This is a genomic window from Streptomyces sp. SDT5-1, assembly GCF_052245995.1.
Lineage (GTDB): Bacteria > Actinomycetota > Actinomycetes > Streptomycetales > Streptomycetaceae > Streptomyces.
Genome location: NZ_CM125963.1, coordinates 24401 through 38619 on the forward strand (window position 1 = coordinate 24401; position 14219 = coordinate 38619).

The window sequence follows — 14219 nt, forward strand, 5'->3', positions numbered from 1 at the left end:
GTTCCTCGCTGGTGGCTTCACGCGTGCTCCTCGGGGCGGGGCTGCGGGTAGTGGGTGAGCAGGGGGGATTCGTGGAGGACGAGGGCGATGCCGCCGAGCGCGCTGCCGGCCTCGCCGAGCGTGGCGCGGCGCAGTTCCACGTGGTGGTGGGCCAGTGGCATGAGGTGCCGGCGCAGCGCCCGTTCGACCGGGTCGAGGAGGGCGGGTCCCGCTTCGGCGAGTTCGCCGCCGACGACGATGACACCGGCGCCCACGACGTGGCAGACGGCGGCGAGCACTCCCCCGACGTCGCTGCCGACGCGCTCCAGGACGTCGAGGGCCGTCGGCTCGGCGGCGGCGACGGCGTCGAGGAATCCGGCGAGGTCGTCGGCGCGGCCGCCGCACTCGCGGTAGCGGCACAGGACGGCGTCGAGGGAGGCGCGGGTCTCCAGGCAGCCGGTGCCGCCGCATTCGCAGGTGCGGCCGCGGGGGTCGACGGTGATGTGTCCGAACTCGCCGGACAGGCCGTAGCGTCCGCGGTGCAGGGCGCCGCCCACGACGAGGCCGCCGCCGACACCGTGCGACAGGCGCAGGTAGAGGACGTCGCTGCTGTCGGCGGCGGCGCCCCAGACGGCTTCGGCGAGGGCGGCGAGCCGCGTGTTGTTGTCCAGCAGGACCGGCACGCCGAACCGCTTGCGCAGCAGGTCGGGGAGGCCGTCGATGCCCTGCGCGTGGGCGTGTTCGCTGCCGGGGTCGGCGATGGGTCCGACGACGCCGACGCCGATGGCGGTGAGCGCGTCGAGGTGGACGCCGGAGGTGCCCCGGCCACCGGTCCCGGCCGCATCGGCATCGGGCGGGCCGGTGGCCAGGGCGTCGAGGAGGCCTGCGGCGAGGTCGACGCGTTCGGGCCAGGAGAGGTCGGGTGCGTGCGGCGCGCTGGCCGAACCGACCACTTCGTGGGCGAAGTTGACGGCCGCGACGTGCACGGCGCGGCGGGCGAAGTCGATGCCGACGGCCTCGCCCGCTGCGGGGTTGAGGCTGAGCTTCTCGACCGGGCGGCCGCGCTTGCGCGTCTCGACCTGCGGGGTGGCGGCGACGACGGCGCCGCTGCCGAGGAGGGCGGCGACGATGTCGTGGAGCGTGGTGCGGGAGAGTCCGCTGCGGGTGCTCAACTCGGCGCGGCTCAGCGGGCCCTGCTTGCGGAGCAGTTCGAGGACGGACTGCTCGTGACCGCGTCGGAGCCGCGTCAGCGGGCCGTCGTGTTCGTGCATGCCGGACAGCATGTGAGGGCCGACGATTTTCGTCAATGAGTCGGACCGAAATAGTCGCGCCACCCGTTCGAGCCGCCTTCCCGCCCGTTTCACGGCCGTGACCTGCGGCGACGCGTGATCGAGGCGTCCACGCGCGCCCTTCGACACGCCGCTGGAACGCCATACAACTGCAACAATCGCCGCTGACCAGCGCCCATTTCACCGTCCACGGGGCAGGCGCGCGCCGATTTATGTAGCTGCTCTTGACTTAATTGACGGGCGCGCTGAAGCATGCGTCGCACAGCACCGGACGACCCAAGGAGTCACGTCTGATGACCAGGGACGAGCACGGAACGCACATCGGCCGACGGGGTGTGCTGGCCGGGATCGCCGGAACCATGGGGGCGGTGGCGCTCCCCGCGGGGTCCGCGCTCGCACAGCCCTCCGCGCCCGCGGCCGGCCCCTCCGCTTCCGCGGCGGGCCGCCCGTACCCGCCCAACTGGCCCGCCCTCGAACCGTACGGGCTCGCCGACACCCGCGAGGACCTGTGGCCGCGCGAGGACAACTCGTTCGTGCTGCCGCTCGAACTGCGGCCCCGGGACGAGGAGTTGGGGCGGGTCTGGATGCGGGACACGTACGTCAACTGCTTCGTGGTCGACGGGCGTCCGCTGTACGTCGCCACCGGCACCACGCGGGCGCCGGGCCTGAGCGCGGCCGGGCCCTGGAACGACGGCATCTTCGTGTGGACCGCGCCCTCGCTGCACGGGCCCTGGCGGCTCGCCGACACCACCGGCATCCGGCCGGACGCCGAGCGCGGCAAGGTGTGGTCGCCGGAGTTCGTGGACGAGAACAGGCCGGGGCGCACGGTCGTGGCGCCGTGGCAGGAGTACTGGTACGACGACCAGTTCGGCAAGCGGGCCAACGCCTGGGCGCCGGAGCTGCACTACTTCCGCGGCAAGTGGTACCTCGTGGCGTGCATGGGTGACCACTCGAAGTTGGTGGGCTCGTTCCTGCTGGTCAGCGACGGTGGTGCGGCGGGGCCCTACCGGGTGGTGGAGGGCAATCTCGACAAGCCGTTCGGGGACGTGGTGCCGGGTGGTCCGGCGTTCATCAAGCCGGGCGCGTACCACCACATCGACGGCAGTGTGTACACCGAGGGCGACGACGCGTGGCTGGTGCTGCACAACCATGTGTACGCGAAGTTCCGCGACGATATGGAGGACATCGTCCCGACGACGAACCTCCCGGCGTTCCGGCAGACGCCCTACTCCCCCGAGCCGTACCTGGAGGGCGCGTACGTCTTCAAGCACGGCGGCAAGTACTTCCTGGTGCACGCGGCGTGGGACCGGACGTCCGCGAACGCCGACGGCAGCACGCGGTACGCCTACGACCCGCCGGGTGCCGGGCGCACGCAGTACCAGTACGACGCGGTCGTGGCCGTCGCCGACCGGCTCGAGGGCCCGTACTCCAAGCGTTGGACGGCGGGTGTCGGCGCCGGGCACAACAACTTCTTCAAGGACCACCACGGCGGGCTGTGGGCGACGTTCTTCCGCAACCCCGCCTTCGGCTACTGGGCCGATCCCGCACGCTCAGGGGACGCCGCGGTCGCCGGTGTCGTACGCCTGGAGTGGACCGGACCGAAGGGGAACCGGCTGTACGTGAAGCGGACCTGAGCGACCTCTCGTTCTGGACCGCCACCCCAAATTGGACTCAATCCAAACTGGGACGTACCGTGAAGGTGACCGAGGTACAAATCAGCGCAGCCAGTGACGCCTGCCGCCTCCGGTGACAATCCCCCACGGAGGGCCCCAGATGTCTTGCTACGACTGCATTCAGGAGAACCGACCCGACGCCACCGGCATCGGAATCTGCACCCGGTGCGGCCTCGCCACCTGCGGCGAGCACTCCCGCGTCCTCGCCACCCACGTGCAGCGCGCGAACGGCCTGAACCGCTCGACCAGCCGGCTCGCCGGACGGCGCGTGGTGTGCCACACCTGCCACCGCGCCGAGGCCGCGTACTGATGGGCGAGGACGCGGGCGAGCTGCTCAGGCGCAGGGGGCTGCGGAGCACGGCGCAGCGACGCGCCGTGCTGACCGCGCTCCGGGGGCGGCCGCACGCGTCGGCCGCCGAGATCGAGCGGCGTATCGAGGCCTCGCGGCCCGAGGGCGCGGCCGACGGTCTTTCGCGGCAGGGTCTCTACAACGTGCTGGAGGACCTCACCCGCGTCCACCTCGTGCGCTGCATCGAGCCGGCGGGCTCCCCCGCCCGCTTCGAGCTGCGCGCGGGTGACAACCACCATCACCTGGTGTGCCGTTCCTGCGGCCGGATCGAGGACGTGGACTGCGCGATCGGCGCCGCGCCCTGCCTCGAGCCGGTGCGGGACAGCGGCTTCACCGTCGACGAGGCCGAGGTCACCTGGTGGGGCCAGTGCGCGGACTGCCGCACGGCTGCGGACCACGGCGCCTGACACGACGGGGGCTTGTGGACGCGCCCGACGCGGCGCCCCGATCTTTGTGGCTCCTGCCAGTCGGCCCCCCGCCTCCCCGGCCGCAAGACTGCTCGCCGACATCACCGAGCCCTTACGGGGAGGCAGCGTGAGCACGAGCGCGGAGCAGCAGTACGACCGGATCGGCGAGGCGTTCGAGGGTTTCAAGGCCCTCGTCCTGGCCCGCTACGTGGAGGTCCCGAGCTTTCTGGAGCTGGTCGGCGACGTGGCGGGCCGGTCGGTGCTCGACCTGGCGTGCGGCACCGGTTTCTACAGCCGTGAGTTCAAGCGGCGCGGCGCAGCCGACGTGTGCGGCGTCGACGTGTCCGGCGAGATGGTCGAGGTGGCCCGGCGCATCGAGACGGCCGAACCGCTGGGTGTGCGCTACGCGGTCGGCGACGTCGCCACCACGGACGCGCCGGGCGACACCCCCTACGACGTCGCGACCGCCGTGAACCTGCTGAACTACGCGGAGACGATCGACGCGATGACGGCCATGTGCCGCACGATCCACGCGTCGCTGCGCCCCGGCGGCACCTTCTACGCGCTCAATCAGAGCCCCGACTACGACTTCGACGGCCCGAGCCCGCGGCCGTACGGCTTCCACTGCGAGCTGGAGGGCAGCCGGGTCGAGGTCGGTCCACGGGTGCGGGTCACCGCGTTCCTGGAGCCCGAGCCGGTGTCCTTCGTGGCGAGCCTGCCGCGCCGCGAGGTGTACGCGCGGGCGCTGACGGGTGCCGGGTTCACCGACGTCGCGTGGTCGCCGCTGAAGGTGTCGGACGAGGGGCGCGCCGCGTTCCCGGACGGGTTCTGGGACGACTACGCGGCGAACCCGCCGTTCGAGCTGCTCACGGCCCGGCGTCCCTGACGCCGGGGCGCCGGTCCTGGGGCTCCGCCGTGAGGCCGCTCCCGGTCGGCTCCTGCTGGGTCTCCCCCGCCGCGAGGTGTTCGAGGAGTTCGGCGAGCTCGTTGCATGCCTTCTGCACGGAGTGCCTGGTGCTGCGCTGTTCGGTGACGAGCGCGGACAGCAGCAGCGCCGTCAGCGCGGCCGCCCCGTTGAAGGCCTGGAGCTTGACCATGACCTCGATGTTGGTGAGGTCGAGGAACGAGCCGAGGCGTTCGTGTCCCGCGTAGGTGCTGAGCACGGACGCGAACAGCGCGCACAGCATGCTGCCGCACAGTTCGAAGCGAAGGGCCGCCCAGATGAGGAGCGGGAAGACGAGGAAGAGCAGGCTGGGCGAGCTGAACACGGCGAACGGCACCAGGGTGACGGATACCAGCACGAGGCACACCCCCTCCACCCAGCGCTCTGCCGGGACGCGGCGCACCGCTTCCCGGCAGAGGGTGACCGTGCACCGGTACAGGACGAGCAGCAGCGGGGTGACGAGCAGGACGCCCATGGCGTCGCCGACCCACCAGGCGAGCCACACCCGCCAGAAGTCGCCCGGGTCGAGGCTGCCCGTCCACACCTGGGGCGCGACACCGGCGGTGGTGCTGATCAGCATGGCGCCGAGCCCGCCGAGGAAGACGAGGCTGAGGCCGTCGCGCAGCCGTGACACCTCGGGCCGGAATCCGGCCCAGCGCAATAACAGGTAGGCGCACAAGGGCGCCGCGGTGTTGCCGGTGACGGTGATGACGGCGGTGGGTTCCGGGGTGGTGAGCGAGGCGATGACGAGGAAGGAGCCGAGCGCGATGCCGGGCCAGACGCCGACGCCGAACACGAACAGGGCGGCGACGGCGAGGCCGGTCGGCGGCCAGATCGGCGTGACCACGACGCCTTCGACGCCGATGCGGCCGAGCAGGCCGAGGCGTCCAGCCGCGTAGTAGCAGGCGGCCACGGCGAGTGCCTTCAAGGCCATCTCCATGACCGGCCGCAATCGCCGAGAAACCACCACCCGCCCATCAGACACCGGGCGCCCCGCATCGGCCACGCGAGGGCCCCCGCTCGTGTCCGGGCGCACGGCCGTCAGTCCGATCGTGGGCGGCGCCCCGCGACGACGTCGTGGCCGACGACCAGGACCGCCGCGTCGTCCTCGTGGCCCACCGAGTCGGCGAGCTTCATGACGCCGGTGGCCAGGGTGTCGACGCCGAGTCCCGCGGCGGCGGTGACCTCGGCGAGCCGCCGCACCTTGCTCAGTCCCTCGTCGAGGTCGAGCGAGGGTCCCTCGACGACGCCGTCGGTGGGCAGGACGAAGACACCTCCGGTGGTGAGCCGGTGGCGGGCGACGGGGAAGGTGGCTCCTTCCAGTACGCCGAGGGGTGGGCCGCCCTCCTCCTCGTCGATGCCGGAGCGGCCGTCGGCGGTGGCCCAGATGTGCGGGATGTGTCCGGCGCGGGCGCACTCGAGGGTGCCGCTGCGCGGGTCGAGGCGCAGGAAGGTGCAGGTGGCGAAGAGGTCGTTGTCCAGGGAGACGAGGAGGTCGTTGGTGCGGCCGAGCAGTTCGCCGGGGTCGCCGGTGACGGAGGCGAGGGCGCGCAGCACGACGCGGACCTGCCCCATGAACGCCGCAGCCTGGATGTTGTGGCCCTGTACGTCGCCGATGGACAGGCCGACACAGCCGTCGGCCATGGTGAAGGCGTCGTACCAGTCGCCGCCGACGTTGAGGCCGTGGTTGGCGGGCATGTAGCCGACGGCGACGCGGACGCCTTCGGGGCGGGGCAGGTCGCGGGGCAGCATGCCGCGCTGCAGCGCCACCGCCAGTTCGACGCGTGAGCGCTGCATCTGGGCGAGCTCGCGCGCCCGTGCGGTGAGCGCGCCGAGCTTGGTCAGCAGTGCCTGACCGTCCTCGGCGGACTCGTTGCGGAACATCGTTCGCCCCGTTCCAGGTGAGTTTCCCCCACTCTGCCCGGCCACCGCGCCGCTCGCACGTCAACGGCGGGTGGCCGCGGGGTCAGGCGGGGCTCTGGCGCGGCGCTGCGGCGGCCCGCGGTCCGGCGAGGACGGCCGCGCCGAGCGCCGCGAGGAGCAACCCGGTCAGCGGCCAGTGCACGGCGGTGGTGAAGCCGTGTAGGAGCGCGGTGCGGTGCGGGGCCGCGAATCCGGCGGCCGCGCCCGCCGCCACGGTGTTGAAGACGGCGGAGCCGATGGAGCCGCCGACCTGCTGCGCCGAGTTCAGGGCGGCCGACGCGATGCCGGAGTCCTCGGGCGGCAGGTGGGCCGTGGCGGTGGTCATCAGGGCAAGGAACGTGGAGCCCATGCCGATGCCGAAGAGGGCGAGTCCGGGCAGGATGCCGGTCGCGTAGTCGGCGTGCACGGTGAGCCGGCCGAGCCACCACAGGCCCGACGCGGCGACGCACAGCCCGGCGGTCATCATCGTGCGGGCGCCGAGCCGGGGCAGCAGGCGGGTGCCGAGCTGGGTGGCGGTCAGGGTGGTGATCAGGCTCAGCGGAAGGAAGCCGAGGCCGGTGCGGGCGGCGGACCAGCCGAGGACGGTCTGGAGGTGGAAGGTGAGGAACAGCGAGAGGGACAGCTGCGCCGCCATCAGGAAGGCGCCCGCGACGAGCGCCGCCACGCGCGCCTTGTCGCGCAGCAGACGCGGCGGCAGGAGCGGGGTGCGGGCCCTGCGCAGCCAGACCGCGAAGAGGGCGAGCAGCACCAGGCCCGCCGTCAGCGTGGCCACCACGGGGCGGCCGGTCCAGCCGCTGTGCTCGGCAGCACTGAACCCGTACACCAGCAGGGTCAGTCCGCCGCAGGCGAGCAGCGCGCCGGGGACGTCGAGGCGGCCGGTGGCGCGCGGCGCCGTGTCGGGCGGCATGAGCACGCTGCCGGCGAGCGCGGCGACGGCGAAGAGGACATTGACGTAGAGGCACCAGCGCCAGCCCGCGGCCTCGGTCAGTACGCCGCCGAGGGTGACACCGAGGGCGCCGCCCGCTCCGCCGAGGGCGCCGAAGATCGCGATGGCGCGGCGGCGTTCGCGCAGGTCGGGGAAGGTCGTCGTGATCAGGGCGAGGGCGCTCGCGGCCAGCAGCGCGGCGAACACGCCTTGCAGGGCGCGCGCCGCGAAGAGCGCGCCGGGGCCGGGGGCCGCGCCGCCCGCGGCGGAGGCGACGGCGAATCCGGCGAGACCCGCGAGGAAGACCCGCTTGCGGCCCACGATGTCGGCGATGCGGCCCGCGAGGAGCAGCAGTCCGCCGAAGGCGAGGGTGTACGAGGTGATGGCCCAGGGGCGGGCCGCGTCGCTCATGCCGAGGTCGCGCTGCATGGAGGGCAGCGCGACGTTCACGATGGTCCCGTCGAGCAGGATCATCAGCTGGGCGAGGCCGAGCACGGCCAGGCCCCACCAGCGGCGTGGTGGGGCGGGCAGTGCCGGTGCGGCGGCGGTGTCGGTGGCCGGGGCGCGGTCCGGTGTCATCGAGGGTGCGGGTCCGTGGTGGGAGGGCCGGTGTCAGGCGCTGGTGGGGGCGCCGGGGACGCGGCGCTCGCCGCCGTTGCGGCGCTGCCACTCGCGGTAGACCTCGACGGCGTCGGCGTGCGGGGCGTAGGTCATGGGGAGGCGGCGCTCGTCCCAGTTCTTGGCGAACTCGCCGTAGAAGGTGTCGAGCTCGAAGTACTTGCGGTCGTCGACGTAGTGCGGGGCGTACGCGTCGCGGGTGGTGACGAAGACGACCTCGGCGGGGCTGCAGTAGTAGAGGGCGGCCAGGCACATCGGGCAGGGGTGGGCGAGCACGTAGATGGTGGCGTCGGTGAGGTGCTCGGTGCCCAGCTTGGTGCAGGCCTCGCGGATGGCGAGGATCTCGGCGTGCGCGGTCGGGTCGTTGGTCTGGGCGACCTGGTTGGGGCTCTCCGCGATGATCTCGCCGTCCCGGACGATGACGGTGGCGAAGGGGCGGCCTCCGTCTTCGACGTTGTCGCGGGCGATGTCGATCGTGCGCTGGGCGAAGTCCTTGGCGTCCATGACGAGCTCCTTTGCGTGCCGTTCCTGCTCACTCGGCCGCCTTTCCCGTGGGGTGGGCCGCCGATGGATTCACCGTGCATCAACTGGCGGTATAGCGTCAAAGACTCGATGGGCATGGGTTGTATTGGCGTTCTCTATACCTGCTTCTACGCTGGGGGGATGTCCGTAGAGCTGCGTCAGGTGCGCTACTTCATGGCCGTGGTCGATCACGCGGGTTTCACTCGCGCCGCCGAGGTGCTGCGGATCTCTCAGCCGACGCTGTCCCAGCAGGTCAGACAGTTGGAGCGGAGCCTGGGGGTGCAGCTGCTCGACCGGAGCGGACGCACGGTGCGGCCGACGGACGCGGGACGCGCCTATCTGGAGCACGCGCGGCGCGCGCTGCGGGACCTGGCCGCCGGGGAGCGCGCCCTGCACGACGTACGGGATCTCTCCCGGGGGCATCTGCGGCTCGGGGTGACGCCGACGTTCACGGCATATCTGGTCGGTCCGCTGATCGCCGCGCTGCGGGAGCGGCATCCGGGGATCACGGTGAGCGTGCGGGAGTTGACGCAGGCCGATCTGGAGGCGGAACTGCTGGCCGACGAGTGCGATCTCGGCATCGCGTTCGAGGGCGGGCAGTTGCCGGGGGTCGCGGTGGAGCCGCTGTTCACGGAGAGCCTGAGCCTGGTCACGGGCGACGGGGGCGGGCGGGGTCCGGACGACGCGTGGACGGCAGCGGACCTCGACCGGCTGCATCTCGCGCTGCTCAGCCAGGACTTCGCCACGCGCGGCCGGATCGACGCGTACTTCGCCGAGCATCGGGTGCGGCCGCTGATCGCGGTCGAGGCCAACTCCTTGCAGACCCTGATCGACGTGGTGCAGCGCACGGGGCTCGCGACGGTGCTGCCCGACCCGGTCACGCACGAGCATCCGCACCTGACGCCGCTTCCCCTCACCCCTCCCCTGCCGACGCGGACGGCCGCCCTGCTGCGGCGGGCGGACGGGTACCGGAGCGCGGTGTCCGAGGCGTTCGCGGGGCTCGTTCGGGAGCATGTCGGGACCGGTCCGTTCCGGCCTCCGAACCCTCAAACGCATGTGACGCAGAACACACCTTGAGCCTGCATGATCATGGGTATGAGCCCGGGCGCTGCCTGGACAGATCCAGGGAGAACCACAGAAACACCACACCCTGGGAGGTATCGATGTCCTCGAAGCGACGCCGTAAGAAGAAGGCCCGCCGCAAGAACGGCGCCAACCACGGCAGCCGTCCGCAGTCCTGACTGAGGGCTGACGGCAGCGAAAGAGGGAGCGGGGCGGCGGAGCGATCTGCCGCCCCGCTTTCGTCTGCCCATGGGACGCCGCGCGTTGAACGGGTCCGGCGGGGCACGCGTATCTCTGTGCGACGCACTGCTCACGACGCGCCCCGAGGCGCGGAGGAGGTCCGTGGAGATGTCGGAATCCGCCCGAACACCGTTGCACGCGTTGCCGGACGGCGAGGCGGAACTCGCCGTCGTCCTGCGGCTGACGTGGGAGGACGTCGCCGCGATCGGTCAGGAGGCGAGCCGGCTCGCGGAGCGGGCGCAGCGGGCCGTGACCCTGGACGAGGCGGTGAGCCATCGGCTGCGGTCGCGTGCGGTGGCGGCGCACGCGAAGCCGGCGCAGGGCGGGCCGGCGGCGGCGTTGCCGGTGTCCGTGCCGAACGGGCGCGCCCCGGCCGAGCAGGCGCGGCAGGCCATCGACAAGATCAACGGCAGGTCGGGCCCGGAATCGGCATAGCCGCCGCGCGGGTGGCTAGTGCATCGCCGGGGTGAACTCGTTCCCGCACGGTCCGCCACCCGTGCTCTCCTCGGCCTCCACGACCCGACCGTCCATGTCCCGCAACTCGTAGTACCCGGCAATGCGTTCGGCCGATCGCCCGACGTAGTGACAGATGAACGAGCGGCGGAAGCGGTCCTTCGTTCGGTTGGGCCCGGAGCCGTGGACCAGCGTGCCGTTGAAGAAGAGGACGTCGCCGGGTGTCATGTCGACGGGTTCGGCGACGAGGCCAGGGGGCGGTGGCACGTACTCGCGGGCGAACGACACGCTCGCGTCCGCCTCCTCCGGGCAGAACAGGTCCATGAGGTGGGTGCCGGGGACGACTTCGAGTCCGCCGTTGTCCCGGTCGATGTGGTCGAGGGCCACCCAGGCGGCGATGCAGGTGCCGGGTTCGACGCGCAGGTAGAAGTTGTCCTGGTGCAGGGCCTGGCCGCGGGCGCCGGGCGGCTTGAAGTAGAACATGCTCTGCGCGGCCAGCGGTTCCTCGCCGAACAGTCCCGCGAGGATGTGTGCCAGACGCGGGTCGAGGAGGCGGCGCAGCGCCAGGTCGTTGAAGCGGTGCGGCTGCATCACGCGCGGGTAGGCCCGCAGCGGATCGTGGGGCCCGTCGGCGGGTTGTGGCTTCGGTTCGAAGTGGCCCGGCACGGGGCCCGAGGCCTGGAGGCGCATGAACTCGTCGGTGAGTTCACGGGTTTCGGCGGGGTCGAGGAGGGCGCGGGCGATCGCGTAGCCGCGGGTGCGGAAGCGTCCCTGGAAGGCGACCGTGTCGGTCGCGTCGGTGGCGTCGAACTCGTCGGTCTGCACGGGTGGGTTCCTCTCGGCCGTCGGACGACTCTTGAGCCCGCGGGAGCCCTGTGCTGGACTGCTGCGGGCCCGTGATCCACGGGGAAGCGGACTGATCCGAAACTACGGCCGGGGGCGGCGGACGCGGAATGACGGACACCCGCACACACATGCCTGAAACTGCTGCGGACGACGACGCTGATGACACACCCTCGCCGCCGGCCCAACTCCTGGTCGCGGCACGCTTCTCGCAGCCCGCCGACTACCGGGTGACCCGCACGTCGGGCGCCGCGAACTGGCTGATGATGTGGACCGGCGAGGGCCGGGGCCAGGTGCGCGGCAGTGGTGACTGGCTCGATCAGCGGCCCGGCGACCTGGCGGTGCTGCCCGCACACCGCAGGCACGCCTATCGCACGGATCCTTCCGTACGGTCGTGGGGTGGCTGGTGGGTGCACTTCCAGCCGCGTGCGGCGTGGCCGGCGTGGCTGCGCGAGCACCGTGCGGACGGCGGGGTGTACTGCGTGCGCGGCGTGCCTGACGCCGCGCGGGGCCGGGTCGAGACGGCGTTCCTGCGGCTGCACGCCGACGCGCGCTGGGCGGGCGGGGAGGCGCCGCCCGCACAGGACCCGACCGGGATCGCGGTGGCGTCGGGTGGGCCGGGCAGGGAACTGGCGCTCGGAGCGATCGAGGAGGTGCTGCTCCTGACCACCGCTGCCGCAGCGGCGGCGGGGCGGGCAGAGGCGGCGCCGCGCGACCCGCGGGTGGCGCGGGTCGACGCGATCGTCGCGGCGGACCCCGGAGGGCCGCACACGGTCAGCTCGCTTGCCCGCCATGTCGCCCTGTCGCCTTCGCGGTTCGCGCACCTCTACGCCGAGCAGACCGGCCGGACCCCGATGCAGGCGGTGCGGGCCGCGCGGCTTGGCCACGCCCGCCAACTCCTGGACGCCACGGACCTGGACATCGCCCAGGTGGCGCGGGCCTCCGGGTTCGCCAGCCCGTTCCACTTCAGCCGCGCGTTCCGGGAGCGGTTCGGGGTGCCGCCGAGCGCGTACCGGTCGGGCTGATCACCGGGCAGGTGTCACGGTCACACCCCGACTCCTGTCCGCAGCCCCTCCAGAACCGCCTCCTCCACCGAGCGCGGGCTCACGCAGTCGCCGATCGCGAGGGTGTCCGGGTGGGCCGCGAGGTCGGTGACGGGGGTGTGTCCCTGGGCCAGCACGACGGCTGCGATGCCGTCCAGGACGACGGGCTCCTCCGTGAGGGTGTGCTGGAGGTACGCCGTGTCCTGGTCGGCGCCGTACAGGCGGACGTTGGGGACGATGTCGACCTTGGCGCGGACCGCCGCCGCGAGCATCGCCGCGCGCACGTACTGCTGGAGGTGCTCGCCTGCGGCGAACCCGGTGACGCCGAGGGTCACGCGGCGGCCCTGTCCGGCGAGGAGGAGGGCGACGCCGAGGCCGACCCAGTCGCCGCGCCAGTCCGCGACGAGGATCCGGCCGCGCGGGGTGCGGGCGCCCTTGATGACCTGCCAGGCGTCGAGGACGACCGGGTCGTCGAGGAGTTCGAGGGTCGGGCGGAGCGGGACCGCGCCGGTGGCGAGGATCACCGCGTCCGGGGCCGTCTGGGTCAAGAGGTCCCGGTCGACGCGGGTGCCGGTGACGATGCGGGCCCCGGCGCGGCGTGCCTCGCCCTCCAGGTTGACCACCGCTCCCCCGAACTCCGCGCGGCCCGGCAACTCCTGGGCGAGCAGCACCTGTCCGCCGACGCGGCGTTCGGCCTCGTACAGGGTGACCTCGTGGCCGCGCTCCGCGGCGACCGCGGCCGCCTTGAGACCGGCGGGGCCGCCGCCGACGACCGTGACGCGTTTGCGTCGGGTGACCAGCGGCAGGGTGCCGAAGCGCACCTCCCTGCCGGTCTCCGGGTGTTGGATGCAGGAGATGGGGTGGCCGGACTGGAAGTGGCCGATGCAGGCCTGGTTGCAGCCGATGCAGGCGCGGATGGTGTCGGTGTCGCCGCGTTCGGCCTTGCCGGGCATGCGCGGGTCGCAGATCAGGGCGCGGGTCATGGCGCAGGCGTCGGCCTGCCCCTTGGCGATGATGGTGTCGGCTTCCTGGGGCTGGTTGATGCGGCCCGCGACCATGACGGGGACGTCCACCACCTCCCGTACGCGGGCGGCCATCGGCGCGGTGTATCCGGCCGGGTGGGCCATCGGGGGCGCGATGTGCTGGGCCGCGGAGAGGGTCGCCGAGCTTCCGGCGCACACCGAGACGTAGTCGACGAGCCCTTCGGTGTCGAGGCGGGCGGCGACGTCGCACACCAGGTCCGGGGTGAGGCCGTCGTGGGCGAGTTCGTCGCCGGAGATGCGCAGGCCGACCACGAAGTCGTCGGATGCGTGGGCGCGGGCGGCGGTGAGCGCTTCGCGCAGGAAGCGCAGCCGGGCGTCCGCGCTGCCGCCGTACGCGTCGGTGCGGTGGTTGACCAGCGGGTTGAGGAACTGGGCGGGCAAGTAGCCGTGGCTGGCGACGACTTCGACGCCGTCGAGGCCCGCGGCGCGCAGTCGGCGTGCCGCTTCCCCGTATCCCTCGACGACTTCGGTGATCTCGTCGCCGGTCATGGCGCGCGGCATGACGTGGAAGCGTTCGCTGGGGACGGCCGACGGGGCCCAGGCGACGGGGGCGCTGCCGTCGGGTGACTCGAGGATCTCGCGGCCGGGGTGGAAGATCTGGCCGAAGACGGTGGCGCCGTGCCGGTGGGCGGCGTCGGCGAGGCGTGCGTAGCCCTCGACGCAGGTGTCGTCGTCGGCCATGAGGACGTGGGAGGTGTAGTGGGCGCTGGTGTGCACGCCGCCGACCTGGACGACGATGAGGCCGACGCCGCCTTCGGCGCGGGCCCGGTGGTAGGCGACGAGTTCGTCGGTGACCTTGCCGTCGCGGACGAGGACGGTGTCGTGCCCGGACGACACGACACGGTTCTTCACCGTGACGCCCCCGATCCGCAGCGGGCTGAACAGGTGCGGGAACTGCGACTCCATG

At 72.6% G+C, this 14219-nt stretch carries 15 protein-coding genes; 8 read left to right on the forward strand and 7 right to left on the reverse strand.

Going from position 1 to position 14219, the window contains the following annotated elements:
- Positions 1 to 17: 17 nt before the first annotated feature.
- Positions 18 to 1262, reverse strand: a complete 1245-nt coding sequence (locus tag ACTWJ8_RS00125) for an ROK family protein (RefSeq protein ID WP_443262272.1) — start codon at positions 1260 to 1262, stop codon at positions 18 to 20.
- Between the two features lie 299 nt (positions 1263 to 1561).
- Here ACTWJ8_RS00125 and ACTWJ8_RS00130 point away from each other — a divergent pair, with 299 nt between their 5' ends.
- From ACTWJ8_RS00130 to ACTWJ8_RS00145, 4 genes are all read left to right on the forward strand, one after another.
- Positions 1562 to 2902 (forward strand): family 43 glycosylhydrolase, encoded by a 1341-nt coding sequence (locus tag ACTWJ8_RS00130; protein WP_443262273.1) that lies wholly within the window; start codon positions 1562 to 1564, stop codon positions 2900 to 2902.
- Between the two features lie 139 nt (positions 2903 to 3041).
- Complete coding sequence (locus ACTWJ8_RS00135) at positions 3042 to 3251, forward strand: DUF2180 family protein (RefSeq protein ID WP_356382672.1); 210 nt, start codon at positions 3042 to 3044, stop codon at positions 3249 to 3251.
- Positions 3251 to 3697: a Fur family transcriptional regulator gene (locus tag ACTWJ8_RS00140; protein WP_443262274.1), complete on the forward strand. Its 447-nt coding sequence runs from the start codon at positions 3251 to 3253 to the stop codon at positions 3695 to 3697. Before ACTWJ8_RS00135 ends, ACTWJ8_RS00140 begins: the two co-directional genes overlap by 1 nt.
- Positions 3698 to 3824: 127 nt before the next feature.
- Positions 3825 to 4583, forward strand: coding sequence for a class I SAM-dependent methyltransferase (locus tag ACTWJ8_RS00145; protein ID WP_443262275.1), 759 nt, complete (start codon positions 3825 to 3827; stop codon positions 4581 to 4583).
- Here the strand turns inward: ACTWJ8_RS00145 and ACTWJ8_RS00150 are convergent.
- The 4 genes from ACTWJ8_RS00150 to ACTWJ8_RS00165 form a co-directional block, all read right to left on the reverse strand.
- Positions 4564 to 5574 (reverse strand): MASE1 domain-containing protein, encoded by a 1011-nt coding sequence (locus ACTWJ8_RS00150; RefSeq protein WP_443262276.1) that lies wholly within the window; start codon positions 5572 to 5574, stop codon positions 4564 to 4566. The two genes, ACTWJ8_RS00145 and ACTWJ8_RS00150, sit on opposite strands and share 20 nt — an antisense overlap.
- Before the next feature lie 107 nt (positions 5575 to 5681).
- On the reverse strand, positions 5682 to 6524 hold the full coding sequence (locus tag ACTWJ8_RS00155) for a PP2C family protein-serine/threonine phosphatase (protein ID WP_443262277.1): 843 nt from the start codon (positions 6522 to 6524) through the stop codon (positions 5682 to 5684).
- An 82-nt stretch (positions 6525 to 6606) separates the two neighbouring features.
- Positions 6607 to 8067 (reverse strand): MFS transporter, encoded by a 1461-nt coding sequence (locus tag ACTWJ8_RS00160; protein WP_443262278.1) that lies wholly within the window; start codon positions 8065 to 8067, stop codon positions 6607 to 6609.
- Positions 8068 to 8100: 33 nt separating this feature from the next.
- The gene (locus tag ACTWJ8_RS00165) at positions 8101 to 8610 is read right to left on the reverse strand and encodes a nucleoside deaminase (protein ID WP_443262279.1); all 510 of its coding nucleotides are present in this window, start codon (positions 8608 to 8610) and stop codon (positions 8101 to 8103) included.
- A 159-nt stretch (positions 8611 to 8769) separates the two neighbouring features.
- Between ACTWJ8_RS00165 and cynR the strand changes: the two genes are divergently transcribed.
- From cynR to ACTWJ8_RS00180, 3 genes are all read left to right on the forward strand, one after another.
- Positions 8770 to 9705: a transcriptional regulator CynR gene (cynR, locus tag ACTWJ8_RS00170; protein ID WP_443262280.1), complete on the forward strand. Its 936-nt coding sequence runs from the start codon at positions 8770 to 8772 to the stop codon at positions 9703 to 9705.
- Between the two features lie 86 nt (positions 9706 to 9791).
- Positions 9792 to 9869, forward strand: coding sequence for a 50S ribosomal protein bL37 (locus ACTWJ8_RS00175; RefSeq protein WP_370443954.1), 78 nt, complete (start codon positions 9792 to 9794; stop codon positions 9867 to 9869).
- A 169-nt stretch (positions 9870 to 10038) separates the two neighbouring features.
- A complete protein-coding gene (locus ACTWJ8_RS00180) occupies positions 10039 to 10365 on the forward strand; it encodes a hypothetical protein (protein ID WP_443262281.1) in 327 nt (108 codons plus the stop codon).
- A gap of 15 nt (positions 10366 to 10380) precedes the next feature.
- Here the strand turns inward: ACTWJ8_RS00180 and ACTWJ8_RS00185 are convergent, their stop codons facing one another.
- Entirely contained in the window at positions 10381 to 11208 is an 828-nt protein-coding gene (locus tag ACTWJ8_RS00185; protein WP_443262282.1) for a phytanoyl-CoA dioxygenase family protein, read from the reverse strand.
- 149 nt (positions 11209 to 11357) lie between these two features.
- Here ACTWJ8_RS00185 and ACTWJ8_RS00190 point away from each other — a divergent pair, with 149 nt between their 5' ends.
- Positions 11358 to 12251: a helix-turn-helix domain-containing protein gene (locus ACTWJ8_RS00190; RefSeq protein WP_443262283.1), complete on the forward strand. Its 894-nt coding sequence runs from the start codon at positions 11358 to 11360 to the stop codon at positions 12249 to 12251.
- Between the two features lie 20 nt (positions 12252 to 12271).
- Here ACTWJ8_RS00190 and ACTWJ8_RS00195 read toward each other — a convergent pair whose 3' ends face one another.
- Positions 12272 to 14218 carry an oxidoreductase gene (locus tag ACTWJ8_RS00195; RefSeq protein ID WP_443262285.1) on the reverse strand — a complete coding sequence of 649 codons (1947 nt, stop codon included), beginning with the start codon at positions 14216 to 14218 and terminating at the stop codon, positions 12272 to 12274.
- Position 14219 lies beyond the last annotated feature (1 nt).